Annotated in this window: 25 protein-coding genes and 1 riboswitch; all 25 genes read left to right on the top strand. The window is 45.9% G+C overall.

Features of this window, described 5'->3' with window-relative positions; translation table 11 throughout:
- Positions 1 to 96: 96 nt before the first annotated feature.
- The 25 genes from FS628_RS13360 (at position 97) to FS628_RS13240 (ending at position 25696) form a co-directional block, all read left to right on the top strand.
- The gene (locus FS628_RS13360) at positions 97 to 1005 is read left to right on the top strand and encodes a helix-turn-helix transcriptional regulator (RefSeq protein WP_145322570.1); all 909 of its coding nucleotides are present in this window, start codon (positions 97 to 99) and stop codon (positions 1003 to 1005) included.
- 449 nt (positions 1006 to 1454) lie between these two features.
- Positions 1455 to 2111, top strand: coding sequence for a stage V sporulation protein AA (locus FS628_RS13355; protein ID WP_145322568.1), 657 nt, complete (start codon positions 1455 to 1457; stop codon positions 2109 to 2111).
- A complete protein-coding gene (locus FS628_RS13350) occupies positions 2092 to 2520 on the top strand; it encodes a stage V sporulation protein AB (RefSeq protein WP_076331327.1) in 429 nt (142 codons plus the stop codon). The genes FS628_RS13355 and FS628_RS13350 overlap by 20 nt, the downstream gene beginning before the upstream one ends.
- Before the next feature lie 24 nt (positions 2521 to 2544).
- Positions 2545 to 4212 (top strand): spore germination protein, encoded by a 1668-nt coding sequence (locus tag FS628_RS13345; RefSeq protein ID WP_145322566.1) that lies wholly within the window; start codon positions 2545 to 2547, stop codon positions 4210 to 4212.
- Positions 4213 to 4315: 103 nt separating this feature from the next.
- Positions 4316 to 5647 (top strand): diaminopimelate decarboxylase, encoded by a 1332-nt coding sequence (gene lysA / locus FS628_RS13340; RefSeq protein WP_145148860.1) that lies wholly within the window; start codon positions 4316 to 4318, stop codon positions 5645 to 5647.
- A 247-nt stretch (positions 5648 to 5894) separates the two neighbouring features.
- Positions 5895 to 6326: a peptidylprolyl isomerase gene (locus FS628_RS13335; RefSeq protein ID WP_017687646.1), complete on the top strand. Its 432-nt coding sequence runs from the start codon at positions 5895 to 5897 to the stop codon at positions 6324 to 6326.
- Between the two features lie 118 nt (positions 6327 to 6444).
- Positions 6445 to 7752: a hypothetical protein gene (locus tag FS628_RS13330; protein ID WP_145324142.1), complete on the top strand. Its 1308-nt coding sequence runs from the start codon at positions 6445 to 6447 to the stop codon at positions 7750 to 7752.
- Between the two features lie 166 nt (positions 7753 to 7918).
- Positions 7919 to 8085: riboswitch (FMN riboswitch) on the top strand.
- A 326-nt stretch (positions 8086 to 8411) separates the two neighbouring features.
- Positions 8412 to 9515 (top strand): bifunctional diaminohydroxyphosphoribosylaminopyrimidine deaminase/5-amino-6-(5-phosphoribosylamino)uracil reductase RibD, encoded by a 1104-nt coding sequence (gene ribD / locus FS628_RS13325; protein WP_186327811.1) that lies wholly within the window; start codon positions 8412 to 8414, stop codon positions 9513 to 9515.
- Positions 9516 to 9575: 60 nt separating this feature from the next.
- Positions 9576 to 10244, top strand: a complete 669-nt coding sequence (ribE, locus tag FS628_RS13320; RefSeq protein WP_145322564.1) for a riboflavin synthase — start codon at positions 9576 to 9578, stop codon at positions 10242 to 10244.
- Positions 10245 to 10291: 47 nt separating this feature from the next.
- Positions 10292 to 11524 carry a bifunctional 3,4-dihydroxy-2-butanone-4-phosphate synthase/GTP cyclohydrolase II gene (locus FS628_RS13315; protein WP_145322562.1) on the top strand — a complete coding sequence of 411 codons (1233 nt, stop codon included), beginning with the start codon at positions 10292 to 10294 and terminating at the stop codon, positions 11522 to 11524.
- Between the two features lie 102 nt (positions 11525 to 11626).
- A complete protein-coding gene (gene ribH / locus FS628_RS13310; RefSeq protein ID WP_145322559.1) occupies positions 11627 to 12094 on the top strand; it encodes a 6,7-dimethyl-8-ribityllumazine synthase in 468 nt (155 codons plus the stop codon).
- Between the two features lie 104 nt (positions 12095 to 12198).
- Positions 12199 to 12999, top strand: coding sequence for a segregation and condensation protein A (locus FS628_RS13305; protein ID WP_017687652.1), 801 nt, complete (start codon positions 12199 to 12201; stop codon positions 12997 to 12999).
- Positions 12968 to 13624: an SMC-Scp complex subunit ScpB gene (gene scpB / locus FS628_RS13300; protein WP_145322557.1), complete on the top strand. Its 657-nt coding sequence runs from the start codon at positions 12968 to 12970 to the stop codon at positions 13622 to 13624. The genes FS628_RS13305 and scpB overlap by 32 nt, the downstream gene beginning before the upstream one ends.
- Before the next feature lie 366 nt (positions 13625 to 13990).
- Entirely contained in the window at positions 13991 to 14716 is a 726-nt protein-coding gene (locus tag FS628_RS13295) for a DUF2953 domain-containing protein (RefSeq protein ID WP_145322555.1), read from the top strand.
- A 225-nt stretch (positions 14717 to 14941) separates the two neighbouring features.
- Positions 14942 to 15433, top strand: coding sequence for a GerW family sporulation protein (gene ytfJ / locus FS628_RS13290; protein WP_145322552.1), 492 nt, complete (start codon positions 14942 to 14944; stop codon positions 15431 to 15433).
- 132 nt (positions 15434 to 15565) lie between these two features.
- Positions 15566 to 16753 (top strand): D-alanyl-D-alanine carboxypeptidase family protein, encoded by a 1188-nt coding sequence (locus tag FS628_RS13285; protein ID WP_145322550.1) that lies wholly within the window; start codon positions 15566 to 15568, stop codon positions 16751 to 16753.
- 31 nt (positions 16754 to 16784) lie between these two features.
- Positions 16785 to 17411 (top strand): nucleoside recognition domain-containing protein, encoded by a 627-nt coding sequence (locus FS628_RS13280; RefSeq protein ID WP_036672256.1) that lies wholly within the window; start codon positions 16785 to 16787, stop codon positions 17409 to 17411.
- Between the two features lie 6 nt (positions 17412 to 17417).
- Positions 17418 to 17951, top strand: a complete 534-nt coding sequence (locus tag FS628_RS13275; protein WP_017687658.1) for a spore maturation protein — start codon at positions 17418 to 17420, stop codon at positions 17949 to 17951.
- A 63-nt stretch (positions 17952 to 18014) separates the two neighbouring features.
- On the top strand, positions 18015 to 18833 hold the full coding sequence (locus tag FS628_RS13270; RefSeq protein WP_145322548.1) for a S1 family peptidase: 819 nt from the start codon (positions 18015 to 18017) through the stop codon (positions 18831 to 18833).
- A 196-nt stretch (positions 18834 to 19029) separates the two neighbouring features.
- Entirely contained in the window at positions 19030 to 19779 is a 750-nt protein-coding gene (locus tag FS628_RS13265; protein WP_062835222.1) for a pseudouridine synthase, read from the top strand.
- Between the two features lie 134 nt (positions 19780 to 19913).
- Positions 19914 to 20441, top strand: a complete 528-nt coding sequence (locus FS628_RS13260) for a redoxin family protein (protein WP_017687661.1) — start codon at positions 19914 to 19916, stop codon at positions 20439 to 20441.
- Positions 20442 to 20455: 14 nt separating this feature from the next.
- Positions 20456 to 22129: a cytochrome c biogenesis protein ResB gene (gene resB / locus FS628_RS13255; RefSeq protein ID WP_145322546.1), complete on the top strand. Its 1674-nt coding sequence runs from the start codon at positions 20456 to 20458 to the stop codon at positions 22127 to 22129.
- On the top strand, positions 22126 to 23388 hold the full coding sequence (gene ccsA, locus FS628_RS13250) for a cytochrome c biogenesis protein CcsA (protein ID WP_145322544.1): 1263 nt from the start codon (positions 22126 to 22128) through the stop codon (positions 23386 to 23388). Before resB ends, ccsA begins: the two co-directional genes overlap by 4 nt.
- A 138-nt stretch (positions 23389 to 23526) precedes the next feature.
- On the top strand, positions 23527 to 24243 hold the full coding sequence (locus FS628_RS13245; protein WP_017687664.1) for a response regulator transcription factor: 717 nt from the start codon (positions 23527 to 23529) through the stop codon (positions 24241 to 24243).
- 55 nt (positions 24244 to 24298) lie between these two features.
- On the top strand, positions 24299 to 25696 hold the full coding sequence (locus FS628_RS13240) for a cell wall metabolism sensor histidine kinase WalK (RefSeq protein WP_260871027.1): 1398 nt from the start codon (positions 24299 to 24301) through the stop codon (positions 25694 to 25696).
- Positions 25697 to 25847 lie beyond the last annotated feature (151 nt).

Below are 25847 nucleotides of genomic sequence, written 5' to 3'. Positions count from 1 at the left end.
CACCTTAAATATAAGAATAGTGTTATATTAAGGAGAAATGCGGTACATTAATATCAATATTACACTTAAAAATATAACTATATTGAGATGAGGGCCATGCAGAAGATCGAATTTATCATTGATCAACATTTGAAAGAAATGACGCAACACCGTACGGATACATTATCCGTAGCCTGTTATGAGACAACCATTGTTCAAAATGTTCACGGACATATTCCTCTCCACTGGCATGATGAATTGCAGTTTGTTGCTGTTATTCAGGGTACGGCGTTGTTCCATATCAACGATCAAATAATAGCAGTACCCAGAGGTGACGGGATTTTTATCAACAGTGGAATAATGCATATGGCCGAAGATCATGGTGTGAGCGAGAAGTGCATCTATTTATGTCTGAATTTGTCCCCGCATGCTATCATGCCTTCAGATTTGTATATAAAGTATGTACATTCACATGTAACAGCAACTAATTTGCCTTTTCTGTATATCGAAAGAGCTAACGGTTGGGGAGAACAGATCCTGGACGCTATTGCACGGATTAGAAAGGAGCTAGCGGAGCAAGTTTCTTTTTACGAAGTGAATGTTGCATCTGCGGTACTGAATATGTGGAAACTGCTGATTATGAACGGATATTCTCTAAAACATGATCCATCAGAGATGAGCAGAAACAAGCGAATGAAAGACATGTTGCAATGTATTCATCTCAACTATGCCGATCCGATTAGGTTAGAAGATATTGCAAAGGCCGGACAGTTAAGTCGATCGGAGACGTGCCGTTATTTCAAGCAAATCCTGAAAACCACACCCATGCAATATGTGATAGAGTACCGCATCCAAAGAAGCATTGAACTATTGCAACTCTCCGAACGTAGCATCACCGAAATTGCCTATGAGGTCGGTTTTAACAGCACGAGTTATTACATTAACCAATTCCGGAAAACAATGAATTCAACCCCTTTACGATTTAGAAGGGAATTGAACAAAAGAGACAAAGAACATAATTTTTGAGTTATTGTTCATGATCCGTGAGCCTATAAAACCAATACCGAAGAGTCGCCCATACGGCGACTTTTTTGATATGTAAATAATGCTTCACATTAAGTTACGCCTCAATTCGATCAATAGTCACTCCTCCGTTAAGTCAAAATAAACCCCAAAAACTCATCTTTTAAATCCCCCCTGCCCACTCCCCAGCATGTTTATTACAAACGTTTGGAAACGGGAGGACGACTGGTAGCGGAGGGATGGAATCGGTCAAAAGGAGCGAAGCGTTCGCCTTTATAACCGGATTTCCTCCTTGAAAAGGAGAGTTCAAGAAATCCGGGGATAACAGCGACCAGTGACCGATCCATCCCGCAGCGTCAACTCAGCCTTCCACCTTTTTTCCAACCAGTTTGTAATAAATTTGCACATTCTTCAAATACTAACCTAAATTACGCAGTAAAGGAGTGCTATGGATGTCCCAGACACCCACTCCAATGGTCTATGTTCGTCTACGCAGCCGTATTCGCATCCAGAGGGGCAGAGCAGTCAAGCTTAGAGACATTGCACATGTGCTGACCTCTGCTGAAGATCAGGAGGACAGGTTACTGGAGCTTGAACTGCTGCACCCTGGACCGGAGGACGGCAATCTGATCCTCATTGATATATTGCAGATTATTCCCCGAATTCGGAACATCTTGCCTGAGGTAAGCGTGGAACTGATTGGATCAGGCCATACGCTTGTTGAAGTCATTGCGGGAAATGGTCAACCTTCCAAGTCTCTGTTCATATTGGTTTGGCTGCTGCTGTTCTTCGGATCGGCCTTAACGATCATGAATTTTCATGCGGATGTGAACATGCAGGAAGTACAGATTCGAATTGTGGAGATGCTTACAGGGCATCGGGACGAACATCCCTATCTGTTCCAAGTGGCGTATTCCATTGGCATTGGATTCGGAATGGCCGTATTCTTCAATCATTTATTCAAGAAGAAGTGGAATGAAGAGCCTACCCCGCTGGAAGTAGAGATGTTCCTATACCAGCAAAATGTGGATAAATATGTGGTGATTGAAGAAAGTGAACGGATGCATGAGCAGGAACGCGGGGAGATGAATGCGGATGAGCGTTCTTAATGGAGCAATCAGCATTGTACTGGGTATCGCAGGGGGGATTGCCGTTGGAAGCGGCGTAATTGCGCTCATTCTGGTGCTCGATATGATTCCCAGATTGGCTCAACTTACGCAATCGTATGACAAGACCCACTGGTACGAAGGGGCGCTAATTGGGGGTTCACTGCTCGGGACTGTGGCGGACTTCTGGCACTGGAAAATGCATGGGGTACTGCTGCTAAGCCCAATCATTGGTCTATTCTGTGGCGTGTTTATCGGTCTACTGGCCGCGGCACTCACTGAGGTGCTTAATGTATTGCCCGTGCTAGCCAAACGTCTGGGTATGAAACCTTATTTGTTTGGATTACTGCTCGCCATGATATTAGGCAAAATGACAGGTTCTCTGTTTGATTTTTTTATATATCAGCGGTAGATCGTGGCCATAGGAGGATGGAAAATGGATGAACGTTCGGATCATAGAGGCCAGGAAAATAGGGAAGGTATAACGGAAGAGATGTTACACAAGTCTGCTTATGAGATTCAAAAGGAAGAAGAGAAGAGAGCGTACAATAAGAAGAAACAAAATGAAATGTCCGACAGCATTGAGGAATCGGTGCAGTATTGGCAGGAAAACGATGATATTTCCCCACGCATGAGTGAGAATAAATATACACTGCAACAGGTGCTCGGGCTCGGAGAATCCTTTGATGTTAATTTGAGGGAAATGGTTCTGGGTGGCAAACACGTTGGCTTGCTGATGATCACCGGCTTCGCGAAAGATGAGATATTGCTTGAAGTATTAAAAAGACTGACCTATCTCACGCCTGATGAAGTGTCAGGACATGCACTCAAATCCTATTTTGAATGTTACATTCCCCATATTCAGGTAGAAAGAGTGGACAAGATGAGTGCCGTCATCAACAAGGTTCTTACCGGCATGAGTGCGATGTTCGTTGAAGGGGATCGTTCGGTCCTAATTATGGATACCCGGAGTTATCCGGTACGTTCACCCGAAGAGCCTTCATTGGAAAGGGTCGTCCGAGGTTCCAGAGACGGCTTCACCGAAACACTCCTGACCAACGTAACCTTGGTGCGCCGCAGAATACGCGACCCAGGACTGAAGTTCGAGATTATGCAGGTAGGCCGGAGAACACAAACCGATGTCTGCGTGGTGTACATTGATGATATTGTGGATAAAGTGCAGGTGGATTCGGTCCGTGAGAAAATACAGCGAGTGGATATCGATGGTATTCCCGCCGCCGATAAACAGTTGGAGGAAGCGATTATCAACAAGGGTTGGAATCCGTTTCCACTCGTTCGTTACTCGGAACGACCGGATGTTACGGCTTCCCATTTGCTTGAAGGACGAGTTGTCATTTTCGTAGACACGTCCCCCAGTGTAATGATTCTGCCTACGACCTTTTTCGACCTCTGTGAGCATGCGGAGGAGAACAGACAGACAGCTTTGATGGGAACGTATTTACGTTGGGTGCGTTTTGCAGGGATTCTCATATCGCTGTTTTTGCTACCGTTATGGCTTCTCATGGTTATTGACCCTTCGATCAAACCGATGGGACTCGACTTCATTGGTCCACAGGAAAATGTGAAGCTTCCTCTAATCCTACAGTTTCTTCTGATCGAGCTTGGCGTCGACTTATTACGGATGGCAGCGGTTCATACGCCTACACCTCTGGCATCGGCCATGGGCTTAATCGCAGCCATTCTAGTTGGGGATATCGCGGTGAAAACCGGATACTTTGTCAATGAGGTTGTACTCTATATGGCCATCGCAGCCATCGGTATGTTTGCCACGCCGAGTTACGAGCTGGGTCTCGCCAACAGGCTGGTCAGGCTGGTTCTGCTCATTGCAGTAGCGATATTCAAGGTTCCGGGATTGGTGGTGGGCAGTACACTGCTCATATTGGCGCTCACCGTTCACCGATCATACAATTCTTCGTATCTCTGGCCTTTTATACCGTTTAATGCAAAGGCCTTGGGCAACTTTTTATTCCGGCTTCCGTTGCTGGAAAATAAAAAACGTCCATCATTCAACAAAACACGTGACAACACCAAAATGTCCGATGATCCGGACGGCGAACTGCGAAAAAGTAAAAAACACAAATGATCTGCCGAAAAATCCATTCATCTCGCTGCCTAATTTGGTATACTGGTGTAAAATCATTGGAATAGCAACTGTTCCAGTATATAAAAAGTGAGGAATGCAGATTATGTATTTACATGGTACAAGTAAAATAAATGCGCAAGGACATCTGGAAATTGGCGGAGTCGATGCAACAGATCTGAAAGAACAATTTGGAACTCCCCTGTACGTTGTGGACGAGCAATTGGTTCGCGAGCGTTGCAGAGAGTACATGGAAGCATTCCGTGCTTCCGGACTGGGCTTCCAGGTTGCATACGCAAGTAAAGCTTTCTGTGTAATGGCAATGTGTGCCCTAGCAGCAGAAGAAGGACTTTCCCTGGATGTTGTATCTGATGGTGAACTATTCACAGCACTTCAAGCAGGATTCCCTGCTGAGCGCATCCACTTCCACGGTAACAACAAAACGCTGGAAGAGATCGAAATGGCTCTTGATGCAGAGATCGGATGCTTTGTTGTCGATAACTTCAATGAATTGCATCTGTTGCAGGCTGTAGCAGCGGACAAAAATCGTAAAGTAAACATTTTGCTTCGTGTGACGCCTGGTGTTGAGGCACATACGCATGAATATATTTCGACAGGTCAGACGGATTCGAAATTCGGATTCGATATTGGTAATGGTACTGCATTTGAAGCGATTGAACTGGCTTCCAAGCAGTCCAACCTGGTTCTGTTGGGTGTTCATTCCCACATCGGTTCCCAGATCTTCGAAGTTGAAGGCTTCCAGATGGCTGTTCAACGTGTTGCTGAATTTGCAGCAAGCGTATATGAGCGTCTTAACGTTGCTTTCAAAGTAGTTAACCTTGGTGGTGGATTCGGAATTCGTTATATCGATGGAGATACGCCGCTTGAAGTTGCACAATACGTGAAGGCTATTACAGATGCCGTTAAAAATCATTTTGCTCAAATCGGCTATGCAGTGCCTGAGATCTGGGTTGAACCAGGCCGCAGCATCGTAGGTGAAGCGGGAACAACGCTGTATACCGTTGGAACGAGCAAAGACATTCCTGGTGTGCGTAAATATGTTGCTGTTGATGGGGGGATGACCGATAACCCGCGTCCAGCTTTGTATGAGTCCAAGTATGAAGCCGTGCTTGCCAATCGTGCGAATGAGGCTGCCCAGGAAACAGTATCTGTTGCGGGTAAATGCTGCGAGAGTGGCGATATGCTGATCTGGGATCTGGACTTGCCTAAAGTGGAGAGCGGCGATCTGCTCGCTGTAGCTTGTACAGGTGCATATAACTACTCCATGGCGAGCAACTACAACCGGATTCGTCGTCCGGCCGTTGTATTTGTCAAAGACGGTCAAGGAGATGTAGTGGTACGCCGTGAGACGTATCAGGATATCATCCAGAATGACCTGGTACCTGCGCGTATTGGCAAACAGCCAGTTACTCGCTAATTCGTCAAAGATAATGCGTTTCTGTATTATTCAGGATATATGGGTTTAACAGTTGAAGCAGATGAAAAGGGAACTTCCTTTTTCGTCTGCTTTTTGTGTATTGAGACTAAATTATGAAAAAAATTGCCGTTTTTTTTGCGATCCAGACATTTTCGGTGTACACTAAGAAAAGTGCTGTAATGCTTGGCCCAGGGTCATGCGTTCTGGCACCATTAACGATGGTCAATACGAAAGGAGTCATTTACATATGGCGAAACAAGCGAAAATTAAATTGGCAAACGGCGGAGAAGTTTTGATCGATCTGTTCGATCAAGAAGCTCCAAACACAGTAGCAAACTTTGAGAAACTGGCTAACTCCGGTTTCTACAATGGTCTTACATTCCACCGCGTTATCCCAGGCTTCGTAGCTCAAGGCGGATGCCCTAACGGTTCCGGTGCAGGTGGCCCAGGGTACACAATTAACTGTGAGATCAACCCGAACAAACATGAGCGCGGAACACTCGCTATGGCACATGCTGGCCGTAACACAGGTGGAAGCCAGTTCTACATCTGCTACCAACCGCAACCACATTTGGATGGACAACATACTGTATTTGGTAAAGTAACTAAAGGTATGGAGTTCGTAGACGCTTTAGAAGGTAAAGACAAAATGGAAACTGTTGAAGTTGTAGAAGCTTAAATCCTTCAGCTTAACTGGATCCAAACATGAAGTGCTTCTTTTATAGAAGCACTTTTTTTATTTTTCATATGTCACGTATTCGAAATCGATGATTGGAAAGGATGAATGAACCTTGGATATGGTTACTCAGCTAAGTTTGTTAAAACAAATTTATAGTGAGCGCACGTTGTGGGATGAAGAACTGCAGGCATCGCGACATGTTGTTCCGAATAGTGTATCCGTACAGGATCGAGAAGCGCTTGAGGCAGCCGGGCATGAACCGAATCAATTTGTACGTCCGCAACATGATGAAACGGTCACTGAACTGAAAAAACTTGCGAATCAATGGACGATAGAGGATGCAGCGCAGGCCTTTGTCTCTTCTTTGTGGTCAGCACCCATGATCTGGCGCTCGTTGCTTGCGGGCAAGCTTATTGCAAGTCGTATGCCAGACCATGAACACACGCCGTATCCATCTTCGAGTACGTGTAAAATCTGCGGGTTAAGCGTAGATCAAGCAACCGACACGACGTTGCAATGGTATTGGAGGATGACCAATGGAACCCCTTTGGACGGTGATCCCTTTGGACAAATGCTAGCACTTCGAGAGCTGGCTGCCGCACAGGAGCTTCCAATACCAAATGAATACGACCGCTGGACATTCCGTGCGGTGTTAACGGTGCTTCGCGAATTACCTCCCAAAACACGCTACAGCAATGCAGCAATAGCGCTCAAGAAGGAACGTCTTTTGCCTACACAAAAGGAATATGCCTATCGTGACCTGCTCGAGACGTTAGCTCTGATTGGCATACTGGATACGCCGGAACATCCCGGAATGATAACTCAATTTACTTCTTACATACAGCGTGACGAGCGTCCCAATGTACGGGTTGAAGTACAGGCGCCTTTGGCGTGGTGGGACTCATCTATTGGAATTAATGAGAACAACCTGAACAAGATATTCTATGGTTTTGATCTGAGTAGTACATCTCATGAAGAGAAGCCTGAAGAGAGCCCACCTGGAAAGGACACGATCTTAGGAGCATTGGAGAAGAAGAGAAGTGTCCGGGGGAAAGTACCAAAAGCATCTCCTTATGCAGGTACCGGAGAGGTACAACCTGGAGATGTGTATGCTGTTCGGGTCAGGGAAGGTGTATGGGTGACGGTGTATTGTCATGAAGTCAGAGACAAGCGCGTCATCGTCGAATATCTGGATGGTGTGTTTCCAGAGATGCCGGGAAAAGCAGATTTGCATGAGGCATTTCGACCGAGAACGAATGGACGCTGGAAGTGCTCGGCTATTGCAATCGATTCGACAAGTTGGGTCAGAAGGGTGGCAAGAGAGTTCCCGCTTCCGACTTCGCCCTTGCAAGAACCTGACCGCATTCCATTTCATAATGCCAAAGAATTAAAGCATATGGCGAGTTGGTGTTTTCCCGAATTGTAGAATGAGACGATGAATATGAAATGCTTTCAAAGAAAAACCGTACCTCCTTGAGAGGAAGCGGTTTTTTGTTGTTTATTGACTTATTAAAAGTTAGTATGTGACAAAAAGGAACAAAAAACAATTGATTTTTTGGCATTAAAGTGCTAACATCCAATTAATAACGAAAGCAATCCTTCAGGGCAGGGTGCGATTCCCTACCGGCGGTGATGCAGGAAGTGTAAGGACACATGTCCAGCACTTGATGCAAAGTCCGTGACCTGTCTGCCTGTGGCAGATGGCTGATCTGGTGTAATTCCAGAACCGACAGTATAGTCTGGATGGGAGAAGGAGAGGTGCAGACCTAACAGGTTTGTACTCAGTAGGAGTATTGCTGCACAGTCACTATTCGTGATGTATTGCACTGTGCAGGGAAGAGCCGGTTACGCCGGACAGTTCCATACAACATATGCCACACTATAGAAGCTCTTTACCTGTGATTGATGTTCATTAAGGTATGTGTCTATTTTCACTTGCCCCAAATGAAGTTTTGGGCAAAGTGTTGGCGTGTTGTATCCATTTCACTCCTGCTGTTGACATTTGTCTCTCATCATCCCCATCGAACTGATTGTTCGACGGGGATTTTTTCATAATCAAGACTTTAAACCGCGGGGTGAACGGATTTGGAAATGATCAATGATGAATTTTATATGGCACTGGCACTTGATATGGCAGAACGAGCACAAGGACAGACGGGAATTAATCCGGTCGTTGGATGTGTAGTTGTGAAAGAAGGGCGTATTGTAGGCCTGGGAAGTCATCTGAAACGTGGAACCGGCCATGCAGAGGTACATGCATTGAACATGGCAGGCAGCGACGCAGAAGGCAGTACGGTATACGTTACACTTGAGCCCTGTAGTCATTACGGCAAGACGCCACCTTGCAGTGAACGCCTGATTCACGAAAAGGTTAAACGTGTCGTGGTATGTTGTGAAGATCCAAATCCGCAAGTATCCGGCAGGGGCATTAGCATGCTCCGTCAACAAGGCATTGAAGTTGAAGTTGGCGTATTGCGTGAGCGTGGAAGACGGATGAATGAAAAATTCATTAAATTTATTACAACGGGCCTACCTTTTGTGACGCTGAAGACAGCTACTACGTTGGATGGCAAGATTGCCACTCGCAGTGGAGATAGCAAGTGGATCTCTAATGAGCCCGCTCGTGAGATTGTGCATGCCCTTCGTCATCGTCACCAGGGAATTATGGTTGGCGTAGACACAGTGATTGCCGATAATCCGGAGCTTACAACCCGTTTGCAAGTGGAAGGCATCAGTCCGGTACGCATTGTGGTGGATTCCAAGTTACGTCTTCCTTTAGGTGCCAAAATGGTTAAAGATGGTCTAGCCCCAACATGGGTACTGACAACAGACGAAGCCAGTCCTGAAGCTGCTGAGCGTTTGGAAGCCTATGGTGTCGAAATTATACGCTGTGGTCCTGGGCCACGTGTGGATCTGTTAAGCGGACTTAGCAAGCTGGGTGAGCGTGAGATTGGTTCAATTTTGCTTGAAGGTGGAGGCACCCTGAATGGAGCCATGCTGGAGGCAAGGTTGGTCGATCGACTACTTATGTTCATCGCTCCAAAGATTGTAGGCGGTTATGATACACCTGGAAGTTTCCGCTTTGAGGGTGTGGAACGCATGAATCAGGCGATTCAATTGAATCAGCTGGAAATCGAACAAGTTGGGGATAATATCAGCATTGGCGGTATTCCGGTATGGCCTGAATAAATAAATGGATCTTAAAGTAGTAAGTTAGGGTCCTTAGAAATGATCGAGGGAGGCGGCAGCATGTTTACCGGTTTGGTGGAAGAAGTCGGTCAGATTCGGCGTATTGGTCGGAAAGGCGAAGCGATGGTCCTGAATATCGGAGCTTCCGCCATCATGGACGATCTGAAGATTGGCGATAGTGTAGCAGTGAACGGAGTGTGCTTAACTGCGACAACGCTGGAAGGTGGAGGTTTTACCGCTGATGTAATGCCTGAAACGTTTCGGCATACCAATCTCAGTCAGTTGCAATCTGGCAGTAAAGTCAATCTGGAGCGAGCCATGCAATCAGGTGGCCGTTTTGGCGGACATATCGTTCAAGGCCATGTGGATGGTACTGGAGTGATTGGCAGTATAACACGTGATCAGAATGCGATTGTGTTTGAAATCAAACCTGATGATCACCAGTTGTTCAAATACCTGATTCCTAAGGGGTCCGTTACATTGGACGGTATTAGCTTGACTGTTGTTCATACTTCACAGAGTGCATTCACCGTTTCCATTATCCCGCACACCATTGGTGAGACTGTACTAAATGTGAAAAAGACAGGGGATACCATTAATATCGAATGCGATATTTTAGGCAAATATGTGGATCATCTGCTTCAGTATGGAAGAGGACATCAGGAGACAGTTGCTGGCAAGCCGCGCAGTATCAGTGAAGATTTTCTCGCCAATCACGGATTTGCATAACATCTATACAAGAACATAGAGAACAGAAATACACTGGAGGTGGACCAATGTCAGAACAATCCATTTTGGACACGGTAGAAGAAGCCATATACGATCTCATGCGTGGCAAACCCATCATTGTTGTGGATGATGAAGATCGGGAGAACGAAGGCGATTTTATCGCTTTGGCCGAAAAGGCAACACCTGAAGTGATTAATTTCATGATCACTGAGGGCAGAGGTCTGGTCTGTGTTCCGATTACACAACAACGTGCGGACGAACTTAACCTGAAACCCATGGTTCAACAAAATACAGATTTCCATGGAACGGCCTTTACCGTCTCTGTGGACCACAAAGATACTACAACGGGTATCTCGGCACATGAACGTTCCATCACCGTGAAGGGGCTGATTGATCCTGAAGCGAAAGCTGGGGACTTCCGCAAGCCTGGTCACATGTTCCCGTTGATTGCAAAAGATGGCGGTGTACTGCGCCGTGCCGGACATACGGAAGCGGCTGTAGATCTCGCTATCATGTGTGGTTCCTACCCTGCGGGCGTAATCTGTGAAGTAATCAAGGAAGATGGTACGATGGCCAGACTTCCGGATCTGCAGGAGATTGCCCGCAAGCATGATCTGAAGCTGATCAGTATTCAAGACATGATTCGTTACCGTAACGAAAAAGAGCAGCTGGTTCAACGTGAAGTGGCTGTGCGTATGCCAACAGATTTTGGCGAGTTTCAAGCAGTGGCATATACGAACGCTGTAGACAACAAGGAGCATGTGGCTCTGGTCAAAGGTGAGATTGATGGTTCGAAACCTGTCCTGGTGCGTGTGCACTCTGAATGTTTGACAGGCGATGTATTTCATTCCCATCGTTGTGATTGTGGTCCCCAGTTTGATGCGGCACTCAAACAGATTCACGAGGAAGGCAATGGCGTACTGCTCTATATGAGACAGGAAGGTCGAGGGATTGGCCTGATCAACAAACTCAAAGCTTACAAGCTCCAAGAAGAAGGTCTGGACACCGTCGATGCAAACCTGAAGCTGGGCTTTGCTGCCGACTTGCGTGATTACGGGATTGGCGCTCAAATTCTGAAAGACCTTGGGGTTCGTCAGATCAGACTGCTGACCAACAATCCTCGCAAGATCAAAGGTCTGGAAGGATATGGACTTGAAGTGGTGGAGCGGGTTGCAATTCAGATGCAAGAGAACGAGGACAATACCGTCTATCTTCATACGAAACAAGCCAAGTTGGGTCATATGCTCAAGTTCGATGATATCGAGCAGAACGAAGAGTAAATGTATTTTAAATGAATAACTTTTGATATGTAATTTATGGAAGTCGTTACTAAGAGACATCCGGTGCTTACATTATATTATACCGTTAGGGAGATGACATGAATGCCACAATTTTTTGAAGGACATTTAGTATCAGAAGGATTAAGATATGGAGTTGTTGTTGGACGTTTCAACGAATTCATCACGAGCAAATTGCTTAGCGCAGCGCTCGATGCATTCAAACGTCACGGCGTGAAGGATGAGGAAGTGGATGTAGCCTGGGTCCCAGGTGCGTTCGAAATCCCTTTAATAGCGCAGAAAATGGCGGAGAGTGGCAAGTATGATGCGGTGATTACGCTGGGAACTGTCATTCGTGGATCAACTACACATTACGATTATGTATGTAACGAGATGGCTAAAGGGGTAGCGGCAATTAACCTGAAAACAGGCGTGCCTACAATCTTCGGTCTGGTTACAACAGAAAATATTGAACAAGCGATTGAACGTGCCGGAACCAAGGCGGGTAACAAAGGTTGGGATGCAGCTACGGCGGCAATTGAGATGGCAAACTTGACGAAACAGCTAAAATAGTGCTTATTTAATAGTAGTGCCCTGCTTTGCGCAGACGAAAACGGGAGACCGGATTCGGACGGCTTAGCAGGGTTTTGTATTTTTCTGGCGGGAGGATTCGTCTAGTGACGGTAGTTACATACAAACTGGAGACTTTTGAAGGGCCTTTGGATCTGCTGCTCCATCTGATTGATAAGGCTGAAATTCATATCCAGGATATTCCCATCAGCGATATTACCGATCAATACATGGCGTATCTGCATTCGATGCAGGAATTGGAACTGGATATTACGAGTGAATTTCTGGTCATGGCAGCAACACTGCTGTCGATCAAGAGCAAACTTTTATTGCCCAAACCACCGGTAATTGAGGATTTCGAGGATTATGATTATATGGAAGAAGAAGATTATGATCCACGTGCAGAGCTGATTGCACGTCTGATTGAATATCGCAAATACAAGGGCATTGCACGTCATCTTCATGAACGGGAGTGGGAACGGAGCCTTATTTTTTCCAAAGAGCCCGAGGATCTGCGCCCGTATATGCCTGTAGAAGCCCCTTCGAACCCGGTAGAGGGTTTGCATACCTCTGATCTGATTGCTGCATTCCAGAAGGCGCTACGCAAGGCAGAGAAGCGTACAACTGTAACCCGGATCAAACGGGATGAAATTTCGGTTAAGGACCGGATACGGGATGTCATCGGCGCTTTGGAAAGTATGGGGCCGGGAGGCAGACTTTTATTCTCCAAGTTAATGGATGAGCATATCTATCGCCATGAGATTGTCGTGACTTTTCTGGCGGTGCTGGAACTGATGAAGATGAAGCAGATTGTCTGTTATCAGGAACGGATGTTTGAGGATATCGTTATGGAGTGGAGAGGGGAAACAAAGAATCATGGATTTTCCGAAATTGAAATCGATTATTGAAGGCCTGCTGTTTTTGTCCGGAGAAGAAGGTCTGAGTATCAAACAAATTGCCGAGATCGTCGATCAGCGAGTTGAGCTGGTAACGGACGCGATTGAGGAGATGATCAGTGAATTTACACAGCAGGGACGAGGTGTACAGATTCTCAAAATCGCTGGTGTAGTCCAGCTGGGCACCTTGCCTGAGCATGCAGTGTATTTCGAGAAACTTGCATACTCTCCAGCTCGTACCTCCTTATCGCAGGCGGCTCTGGAGACGCTGGCCATCGTGGCATATCGGCAGCCGATTACACGGGTTGAGATTGAGGAAATCCGTGGTGTAAAATCGGAGCGTGCTATTCATACACTTGTGAATAAGGATCTGATTATTGAAGTGGGACGAGCCGAGGCGATCGGACGACCGATTCTCTATGGAACGACCAAGTCATTTTTGGATTACTTCGGACTGGCTTCCCTTAAAGATCTGCCAGAACCAGGTTTGTTCGAAGATTCGGAAAACCTGGAGGAAGAGACACAATTGTTATTCAACAAACTGGATTTGCAACAACTGGAACCGGACAGTGCTGATACGGCGGATGATCTAATTCATGTCGACAATGAAGAGGATAATCCGGATTCTTCACTTTAATTTGCAAGTTCATATTAACCGACACCATTAGTGGAGTCGGTTTTTTTGTGCATTATTTTTAGATGAATTGAACGTAATATTTACACAAAACGGAGAGGACAGAAATAAGCTGAAGAAACGGAGTGTTCGCCTTTATCCCCGGATTTACCCTTTAGAGAAGGGAATCAAAAAAATCTGGGGATAACAGCGATCGGAAGGTTATTCTGTCATCGGAGTACCAGTGTAGTCCAATTCATGTATATAAAAGGTATAACGGACCGTTTCCAAACAAATACGAAATGGGATTTTTAGGTCCAACGTGAATTTTTTCCTATCCAGAGTGCCATACTAGACGAGAAAAGAATTGAGGGCTTGGAGGTAAGGCCTGTGTGGATTTGGCTTGGAGGAATCGGTTTGTTGTTCGCATTGCTGATTGCCGCAGTCCTCATCTCAAATGTTCATGTACATTTTACATTCAGAAAACACAAAAGTGATGACTACGCCAATATTAATGTTCGTCTTCTCTATGGAATTGTTCGAATGAACTATGAGATCCCGAGTATTGTTTTTCGCAATATGAAGGAAGGTTTTCTGGTCAAGACCGAACAATCCATGAATCATTCCAGAGGGAGGGCCGAGGGAAGCGAGCGAGTCAACAAACGTAAAGTTAAAAAGTGGGTTAAAGATGTCAAAATCATGCTGAGGGCTACCGATGCGCTAAAGCTCTGGCTGAAGCAGACCCTTACTCGTGTACATATGACCCAACTGTCCTGGTCTACTCACATCGGGGTAAGTGATGCAGCGTATACGGCTGTCCTTACGGGCTGGGTATGGGGAATCAAGTCCATTATCATTGGTTTTCTGACCTATCAGGTTAAGTTTGAAAAGACGCCAATGCTTGAAGTTATGCCGGTATGGTCAGATGAGATGGAGTTTCGGACGGAACTTGAATTCCGATTGAAGATCCGGATTACAGCCATTATGGTTGCGGGAATAAGGTTATTAACCCGAGTGTTACAAGTCGAGGGCGGATGGCGGATGTGGTTCAAGCTACTGCGGGAGCAGCGTCGTAAACACAAGGAGAAACAAAAGCTCGAAGGAGCAAAACCGTAACTTTTTGAAGACAGCGATGTGTTATTCGTTCGTGTTTTCCCAATTTGGACCGGCAGTTTCTGATGGGTACAGTGATGTGTAGAACACTAGATACACATTTAACCCAGATGAGACTGAGAAATCGCAGGATATGGATAAAATGCATTTGTTACATAAGTCCCCTGGTGTTTGGGGATCATATGGTTAGATCAAACCTAGCTTACATTGAAACTGGAGGGAATTCAGATGTCAGATCATCCAATTCAAGGCTTAATGGAAACTGCAATGGAAAATATCAAGGCCATGGTGGATGTCAATACTATCGTTGGCGATGCAGTTGAAACACCTGACGGTACAGTCATTCTGCCGATCAGTAAAGTGGGTTTCGGATTTGCAGCAGGTGGTAGCGATTTTCGCGTGAATGATGAAAAGAATAAGGAGACTGGTTCCACGACTGGAGCGAAGACAGAGCATGCCTCTGTATCTTCACCTTTTGGTGGAGGTAGTGGTGGTGGAGTTTCCATCCGCCCAATCGCATTTCTTGTCGTTGGTAAACAAGGGGTACACATTGTACCACTCGATAACTCCACGCATTTGTTTGAGAAGCTCATTGACTCTACGCCTTATGTTCTTGACCGAATCCAGGGCATGTTCCAACGTAATACAACACAAACGGATACAACACAAACGAATACAACAGATGTACCCGTTACACCAGACCCATCAACCTATAGCTAAGATCTACACGCAACGATCCCTTCCGCACCCCATGCGAGAGGGATTTTTTGTTGTTTTCCCCTATGGGACATACTCCAAGTTGTCCGAACATAAGATAGTACAAGATTCCAAGTGACCCGGAGGAATGAATTGATGCGAAAAATAACGAAAGTCATTGCATGCATGCTTATCCCTGTCTTCTTGCTGTCTTCATTTGGGGTTACTCAAGCCCAGGCAACAATTCAAGGTCCGTCTACACATGCGCAAAGCGCTGCTCTCATTGATGTCACATCAGGCCGGATCTTATACAGCAAAGATGGGGATAAGGAACTGCGAATTGCCAGTTTGACCAAAATCATGACGGCAATCGTTGCGATTGAACACAGCAAGCTGGATGAAAAAGTTAAAGTGACGCCCACCGCTTTTGCCAAAGAAGGATCATCTCTCTATCTCAAGTTAGGTGAAGAGATGACGCTTGAAAACATGTTGTACGGGCTAATGCTCCGTTCAGGCAATGACGCTGCCTCTGCGATCGCAGAACATGTGGGAGGTTCAGAAGAAGGCTTTGTCCTGTTAATGAACAAAAAGGCGGAGCAAATCGGTCTGACGCATTCCCACTTTATGAACCCTCATGGACTGGATGCAGAAGGTCATTATTCAACAGCTAATGATTTGGCCCGATTAACGGCATATGCGCTACACAATCCTGTGTTCAAACGCATCGTAGCCACGGAGGACAAATCCGCACCGAATCCCAATGAAAGCTGGGAATACTCCTGGCACAACAAAAATAAAATGCTGCGGATGTATGAAGGTGCGGATGGAGTGAAAACCGGCTACACGAAGAAAGCTTTTAGATGTTTGGTCAGCTCCGCTACACGTAATGGTCAGCAGCTCGCCGCGGTAACGTTGAACGACGGAAACGATTGGAACGATCATGCTCGGATGCTTGATTTCGGGTTTGAGTACTTCCCGTTGGTAGAGGTCGCGAAGCAAGAACAGCCTGTTCAAAATACAGATGTCGTTACAGGCCGCGGATTTTGGTACCCACTGGCTAAGAGTGAACAAGGCTCATTGACCAAGAAGTTGATCCTACACGAAAATCGAAGACAGTCTGAAACGGAAGGCAATGAACAATCGACAGATCCTTCGTTCGGATTGGCAGGTCGGATTGATATGCAGCTTGATGGCAAACTTGTTGGCTCCATTCCGGTGTACCGCAAAGGTAGTTATATTCCTCCTGAACCGAAGACAGAAGATGCAACGCTGGGCGGAATTGGCGATGTCACTTCCTGGGCAGCAGCATGGCGTGCTGTATTAAGTCACCTGTTATCACCTTAGCTAAATTGACATTGAGGGGAGGGTATAACCCATGATCAATCTAATTTGGCTACTCATGATCTTAATCGGATTTGCTTTTGCAGCCGTCAACGGCAATATCGAAGTGGTCACGCAAGCTGCTTTCGATGGAGCGGCAACGGGAGTCACGGTCTGTTTTGGACTGATTAGTGTGCTTGTGTTCTGGATGGGGATGATGAAAATGGCTGAAGATGCCGGTCTTCTGGCGAGGATCGCCAAGCTGCTCGGTCCGGTTGTTGGTTTCCTGTTCCCTGATGTGCCCAAAAATCATCCGGCAATGGGTTATATTCTCTCCAATATGAGTGCCAATCTGCTGGGGCTTGGAAATGCGGCTACACCGATGGGAATCAAAGCCATGCAACAGCTGCAGGAGCTTAATCCGGACAAACAAACCGCTTCTCCTGCCATGTGCACCTTACTGGCTCTGAATACGGCTAGTATTACCATTATTCCGACAACGCTGATCGCCATCCGCTTAAACTATCATTCTGCCAATGCAACAGAGATTGTGGGAACAACATTGATGGCTACCATTATCGCTACACTTGCTGCTATAATCGCCGATCGCTGGTATCGAAACAGGGCATTACACAAACCGCCGCGTATACAGAAAAGTGGCAATCCCGGCATGAAAGGATGAGCACCCTTGTTAACCTTCATCAACTGGATCTCTGTCTGGGCCATCCCGGTTATTATCGCGTTTGTTCCATTATATGCGTTTACCAAAAAGGTCCCGGTATACGAATCTTTTGTTGATGGGGCCAAAGATGGATTCTCGACTGCAATTAGCATTATTCCGCATCTCGTGGGCATGATGGTCGCAATCAGCGTATTTCGTGCCTCGGGTGCATTGGATTTTGTAATTAGTCTATTCGCACCGCTTGTATCATGGATGGGTGTGCCGGGAGAAGTGTTACCACTCGGGATTCTGCGTCCATTGACCGGGACAGGCTCTCTTGCATTTACGACAGATCTGATCAAAACCCATGGCCCTGACTCTATGATCGGACGCATGGCATCTACGATTCAGGGGAGTACGGATACCACGTTATACGTGTTGACTGTCTATTTTGGAGCAGTGGGTATTCGTAACGGTCGATATGCACTCAAAGTGGGGTTGTTTTCCGATGTCGTTGGTTTTATCGCTGCGCTAGCCATTTGTTTACTTGTTTTCGGTTAAAAGATATCTCCTTTCCTTCCGATATATTAGATATGCTAGAATAATAGCGGAGGAGAGTGAGACATGCAGAAGAGTTGGAAACGAGTGCTCCGTTTCGGAATGTCAGGCGTGCTTGCCATTGCAATGCTCGCAGGGTCAACGGGAATGGCGGCGGCCCAAGCCGTTCAGACGATACATTTTACAGGTTACTTCGACAAACAGTTGCGTGCACAAATGGCAGTCACAGCGGATTCTTTTCCAGTCGTGAATGTACGTTTGGTTAAGCAGGATGACCCGGATATGGTGTATTATGATGTTGGTACCTCAATCCTGATCTCGAAGGATGAAGTGCTCACGAATTATCATGTCGTTCAGGGTTATGCTGAATTGTCTGATGGCGATGAAGGTACACTGACTGTTGCGAGTCCTGGCTCTTTGGGTAAGCCTGTAAAGGCGAAGATTATTAAGACAGATCCAGTGACAGACATGGCACTGCTGAAGCTGGACAAGGAAATAGACGCCAAACCGGTCACATTCACGAATGCAAGGGATAATCAGGTTGTCTATACGATTGGATTCCCCAAAAATCCTGCTGGTGATCTTGTCATCCTGGATGAAGATTTTCCTTCAACCTACAATACGATAGCCAAAAGCAGAGTGTTCAGTTCCCAAGCTTCGGACGTTCCAGGTAAAAAAGGAATCGGCAGTATTGTGAAATCCATGGCACAAGGTAATTCAGGTGGCCCTGTTCTGGATCAGAACAACCGGGTAATTGGTATGATGACATTTGTGTACGGTGGACGCACCTATTATATTACTTCCAAAACATTGCAGACTTTCATTAAAGACAGCAGCACGCCTGCCAAAAAGCAGATTGCGGTTGTCGGTAAAGTTTCCAATTAAATGATTTGAGGAAAAGGCTTATCTTTACGCCATCTGTGAAAAACAGGTTGTGTACAGGTAGGCTTTTTCTCCGTTAATCTGGAGGTAGAAGATACCTTAAAATGAATATTCGTGGCGCTAGTTTACAAAATCATTGGATTATCCTTGTGATTTCCCTGTTTGATGGGTATCATTAGTGTGAGGTGACATGACAAACATGGAAAGATTACAAAAAATTATCGCACAGGCAGGCATTGCATCCCGCCGCAAGAGCGAGGAACTGATCCTGTCCGGCAAAGTGGAAGTTAACGGGGAGGTCGTAACCGAACTGGGTACGAAAGCGAACCCCGAAGAGGATATGATTACGGTTAATGGAAAACCGATCCGCAGTGAGAAAAAAGTGTACTTGATGTTGAACAAGCCAAAAGGCGTAATTACAAGTGCATCTGACCCGGAAGGTCGGAAAATTGTATCCGACTATTTGAAAGGTGTCAAGGAACGCGTATATCCTGTGGGTCGTCTGGATTATGACACAGAGGGATTATTAATTCTGACCAATGATGGTGAGTTTGCACATTTGTTGACGCACCCGAAGCATCACGTACCTAAAACGTATCATGCAACGGTTAAAGGTGTGCCGCATGGTACAGCTCTGGAGAAATTAAAGACAGGCATTATGCTGGATGACGGCATGACTGCTCCTGCAGAGGTGGAGTACAAAGATGTGGATACGGCGGCCAATGAGTCGGTCATTTCCATTACGATCTACGAAGGACGTAACCGTCAGGTTAGACGCATGTTCGAGGCAATCAACCATCCGGTAACCCGTCTGAAACGGATTTCGTTTGGTGGGATTTTGCTACAAAACCTGAAACGAGGTTTGACACGCAATCTGACCAAAGAGGAAGTCAACAACCTGATTACCCTCGCACAATCAGAACCAGCCAAAAAAATGAAAAAAAGGTAATGTGAGGACACATAATTTTCATAAAACCGCCGCAGTTTTGTGACGAAATTCGCTATAATTGTTCATAGGATGTTCACAGTTGTCTTATACCAATGAGATGCGAATGCTACAGTCACTTAAAAGGGGAGCAGCACATGGGGAAATCAAGAAGAACGGTGCAAATCGTCATTTTGTTATTGATCCTGGTGTTGGGCGGATATGCGATTACCACATCGGTATCCGGCTCGAATGGCAAGCCAAAGGAAGGGGACAAGTCTCCTTCTTTTGAACTGCTGGGCCTGGATGGTCAAGTTCATACGTCTGATGAGTACAAAGGAAAAGCAATGGTGATCAACTTCTGGGGCACGTGGTGTGAGCCTTGTGTTAAAGAAATGCCTGCACTTCAGGCACAAGCTGACAAATGGAAGGACCAAGGAGTGCAATTTGTCGGGATCAATGTTGGGGAAGACCAGATGACCGTGGATAATTTTGTCCGGCAGGTTGGGGTTACGTTTCCAATCATGCTTGACCGGGAGAAGAACTCGGTTCGTGATTTCGGAATCTCTCCGATGCCAACGACATTTTTTGTATCCGACACGGGCAAAATCTCTACCATTCATATCGGGCAACTTGATTTGGACACACTTGACGCTCAAATTTCGCAACTGGCGAAGCAGCCCTGACAGGAGGTCTATTCGTGTTCCAAAATACCAAATGTGAGTGCGGACACCAAAATCCAGTCGGCACTGTGCTGTGTGAAGCATGTGGCAAGCCGTTGCTGGAGGCAGAAGCTAAATCGGATGAAGTGCTGGAAATGCGTTATGATGGCATGGCGCGCCGTTCACAGCGCAGTAATCCCAATATCATTGACCGCGTATGGAACTTTTTTTCATCCGTCAAAATTGCCGTCTATATGATTGTCTTCACGCTTGTAGGCTCGATGCTTGGCACGATCTATCCGCAAGAAAGTACATTTCTGAATATCGATCCTTCCGTGTATTACAAAGAAACCTACGGCCAGTTGGGTCATATTTATTATCTGTTGGGTCTATCCCATACATACGAATCCTGGTGGTTTATTCTACTGCTGGTGCTGATTGGGGCATCATTGGTGATATGCAGCCTGGATCGCGTCCTACCGCTCTACAAAGCACTTAATAAACAGAGAATACGTAAGCATACGCAATTTTTGACAAGACAGCGTCTGGTGTACCAAGGTTCCATCGAAGAGGCACCCGAAGACTGGATTAAGAAAGCGGTTACGCCGCTGAAAAAGAAAGGATACCGCGTGCACTCGCAGGGTGATGCATTACTCGCCGAGAAACAGCGATTCAGTCGATGGGGCCCATATGTGATCCATATTGGACTCATTATATTTCTGCTGGCGGTGCTCGCACGAGGACTTCCTGGTCTGAATCTGGACGAGCATGTCGCTTTTCCTGAAGGTGAGATCAAAAAGATCCCGAATACGTCGATGTATCTGCAGAACGAACAGTTTAATGTTGAATTCTACAGTGAGGAAGAAGTACCCGAGCAATTCCGTAACCTCAATAAAACTGTTCCGAAACTGTTCGAAACGAAAGTTGTTTTGTATGAATGTACAGCAGATTGTTCGGATCTCTCAAAGAAACCTCAATTAGCTGAGGTGGCCAGACATGATGTACGCGTGAATCATCCATTGAATTATAACGGTCTGAAAGCCTATCAGTTTGACTATGATTTAACACCCACTATTAGGTCGGTAACGCCTGATCTGGTCAATGCGAAGACGGGTGAAGTATACGGGGCGATTAAGATCGATATGGTAGATACCCAAAGAACATTTGAAGCAGGTCCTTATGAACTGACGATAAAAGAAAAGTTCATGGACTTTGGGTTGGATGAGAATGGTGAGCCCAAATCAAAATCGCCTTCACCTAATGCACCTGCTTTTCTCTTTCTCATCAAGGGACCGGATCTGCCGCAAGAAGGGATACAATATCTGTATTTTGCGAAGCAGATTGATAAACAACGGTTTCAACAGGATGCGATTAACCAACAGCTGATTGGAGCTGAGATTCCTTTACAGCTGGAAGTAGACAGCATGGACAAGGTCGATATTATTCAGTCCGTAAGTTATCTCAATATAAGAGTGGATAAGGCAATGCCTTTTGTGTGGGTAGGAGCCGGTATTGTTATGTTGGGTCTGGTCATGGGTTTTTATTGGCATCATCGCCGCATCTGGATTCGTTTTGATGATAAACAGCTCACTTTGGGTGGACATACCAACAAAAACTGGTTTGGCTTCAGGCGTGAAGTTGCGGCCGTCTTGAAACAGATGAATCTGGAAGTGGAAGAGAAGTCGTTGGATAACGGGGGGAACCAGGCATGAGATTATTGGATTTCAGCAGCGACGCATTTATCGTATCTTTCTTTCTCTATTGTGCTGCATTCTTGTTATATGCTGTCGCGGTAATGGGCAAAAAATGGAGTAATCGTGATCCTCTGGACCATATGAATCGCTGGGGTAAAAGAGCTTTTATCGCTTCGACTGTCGCCTTGGCAGCACATATCGTATTTTTTGTAACCCGATGGGCTGGGGCAGGTCATATCCCGGTTAGTAACATGTACGAGTTCATGTCTTTCCTGTCCATGATGATCATGGTTGCATTTATTGTTGTATATGCCATATACCGCAAGTCATTACTAGGTTTGTTTGCTTTACCACTTACCATCATCATTATGGCGTATGCCGCTGTATTTCCTCAGGAAGTACAACCATTAATCCCGGCACTTCAGTCCATCTGGTTGAAAATTCACGTGACGTTGGCCGCGCTTGGTGAAGCATTCTTCGCCGTGGGTTTTGCGGCAGGGTTCATGTATTTGCTCCGTACCGTTGATTTCAGTGGGAAAGACAAATCTTCAAGACGCCAGCGTGGTTGGGTCGAATTTACCCTGATAACGATCGTCGTAGTCATCGGATTTATTGGAACGGTATTTGCCTTTCGTGCGGCTGGCTATGAGACGGTTTTTGTGCAGAAAACGGTCAGCATTGACACAGAGGTACAGGAAAATAGTACAATAGAGAAAGTGATTTATCGCATGCCTCCGATTTTTGCTCCATATAATAGCGAAGTGGAGAGCATGACACCGTTTCTTGGCATGAAAAAACCTTTACTTGAGACGCCTTCCTGGATGAATGGGGTAAATGCCGGGCGCAAGCTGAATACGGTGGTTTGGTCACTTATTGTTGGTCTAATCCTGTATGGAATTGTACGACTTCTTGTGCGCAGACCACTCGGACAAGCCTTACAGCCGATGATGGATGGAATCGATGCCGATGATCTGGATGAAATTAGTTATCGCGCGATTGCCATTGGTTTTCCAATATTTACGTTGGGAGCATTAATCTTCGCCATGATCTGGGCTCAGATTGCCTGGAGTCGCTTTTGGGGTTGGGACCCTAAAGAGGTGTGGGCATTGATTACATGGCTATATTATAGTGTGTATCTGCATTTGCGTTTATCCAGAGGTTGGCAAGGTCAGAAGTCTGCATGGCTTGCAGTTCTTGGCTTCCTGGTTGTCATGTTTACGCTGGTTGGGGTGAATCTGGTTATTGCGGGATTACATTCTTACGCTGGAGCGGACTAGGGTAGACTCGTATTGCAAAGGTTGAGTTTAGAAACGGGAACACAAACGTACCTTTTAATTGAAGGGTATTCAAATATTGTTCGCCAGATCGAACATAATAGAAGTGATGAGGAGTTATTGCAAAGGGGCTGGAGAGACATGGCTGAACATGAGAATCGAATACTGGTCGTGGATGACGAAGAGAGAATCCGCAGACTTTTGAAAATGTATCTTGAAAAAGAAGGTTATGAAATTGATGAGGCCGAGGATGGAGAAACTGCGCTGCGTAAAGCAACAGCAGGGGACTACGGATTGATTTTGCTTGATGTCATGTTACCGGGTATGGATGGAGTTGAAGTGTGTACCCGCCTTCGTCAGGTGAAATCAACGCCGGTTTTGATGCTCACTGCAAAAGGTGAAGAGATTAACCGGGTTCAGGGCTTCGAAGTTGGCGCTGATGATTATGTTGTTAAACCATTCAGCCCGCGTGAAGTGATTTATCGCGTAAAAGCAATTTTGCGTCGATCTTCCGCTACAGCTTATCTCTCCAAGGAGAGCAATTCGAGTAATAACATTGTATTCCCGCACCTGGTTATTGAGCATGATGCCCACCGCGTAACGGCTGGTGGCGAAGAAATCAGTCTTACGCCCAAAGAATATGAATTGCTGCACTATCTGGCAACATCTCCCGACAAAGTTTTCTCCAGAGAAGAATTGCTCAAAGATGTATGGAATTACGAATTCTTTGGCGATCTTCGTACCGTGGATACGCACGTGAAGCGTCTTCGCGAGAAACTTAACAAGGTATCGCCTGAATCGGCGGCCATGATTACGACGGTGTGGGGTGTGGGTTATAAACTGGAAGTACCGAAGTAGTTTTAGTTTCTGGAGATCACTGGTCGGGAAGTTATGGATCACTATTATCTGCCTTGTGGGTTGTGTACTTATAGCGCTGGGTCTTTTTTTGCTGCCTTACATTGATACGAACTTTGCAGAATCCGAATCCAGAGATATTAAGCGGTTGTTCACCTATATCTGTATAATCGGATTCAGTTTAACCACGTTTTTTGCATTGTTTCTATTCACCAAAATAACGCAGCCCATGCAGCAATTGATTCAGGCAGCCAATGCGATTCGCAAAGGGAACTACGGAACACGTCTCTCCCTGGTAACGAGTGATGAGATTGGTGAGCTTGCCAATACGTTTAATCATATGGCCGCACAACTTGAAGATAATATTCGAAACCTTAACCATGAGAAAGAGCATTTGGCGAGTGTGCTTCGAAGCATGACCGATGCGGTGGTTACTTTTGATGGTGAAGGTAAAGTTATCCTGACGAATCCGCCAGGAGAGAAGATTATGCAGGCTTGGTATGATCTAGATTGGGCACAAATGGATGAAGGACAAGATTCCGAGCAGTCTGGCAAGTCTTCACGCGATGTACCGGAGCCCCTCCTTCCTTTGTTCAGAATGGTGATGGAGCAAGGTGGGGATCAGAACTCCAATGTTCATGTACAGCAAGGTGTCTGGTCTGTTCAGATGGCACCTTTGTACGCTGACAGTGTTGTCAGAGGTGCTGTGGCCGTCTTGAGAGATGTAACAGAAGAAGTTCGGCTGGAGAAGATGCGGCGTGATTTCGTGGCTAACGTATCTCATGAGATACGTACCCCATTATCCATGATGCAAGGCTACAGCGAAGCGCTTCTGGACGGCATGGCAACCTCACCCGAGGAGAATGAAGAACTCATTCAGGTCATTCATGATGAGTCACTACGGATGGGAAGACTGGTCAAAGACTTGCTTGATCTTGCCCGAATGGAAGCTGGACATACGGACATGGTGATGAAGAAGGTTGACCTCGAAGAACTGTTGGAACGTATGTATCGGAAGTTCTCGGTGCGTTCAAAAGAACAGGGAATCCGACTGCAGTTTGAATGCAAACAGCCAACTATTGAACTTCAACAGGCAGATGAGGATCGACTGGAGCAAGTATTCACGAATTTGCTGGACAATGCGTTCAGGCATACTCCTTCTGGCAAAGATGTCATGATCTCTGCTGAGCTGGTCACGCATCTTCGTGCTCCGTTTGTCAGAGTATCTGTGAAAGATCAGGGTGTAGGGATTCCTTCATCCGACTTGCCTTTTATTTTCGAACGATTCTACAAAGCAGACAAGGCGCGTGTTCGGGGGGAAAGTGTAGGTACTGGACTCGGTTTAGCCATTGTGAAAAATATTGTAGATGCCCACCAAGGCGTCATTAATGTGAATAGTGTATTAGGCGAAGGTACGGAGTTTATTTTACAGTTTCCCGTAGATTCATCGAAATAGCCTGATATCATACAAAAATTGCGAAAACACCCTCTTGTGGAGGGTGTTTTTTTGTTGAAGAGTACCGTTTAATCTTGTTCAACGTGGAACATGAATCATCGTATTTATTTTGACTATAAAGTGTGTCCAAGATAATTTCCCCTCCCATGTT

The organism is Paenibacillus xylanexedens (assembly GCF_007676705.1).
GTDB classification, from domain to species: domain Bacteria; phylum Bacillota; class Bacilli; order Paenibacillales; family Paenibacillaceae; genus Paenibacillus; species Paenibacillus xylanexedens_C.
This window is presented reverse-complemented; position numbering and strand designations above follow the sequence as displayed.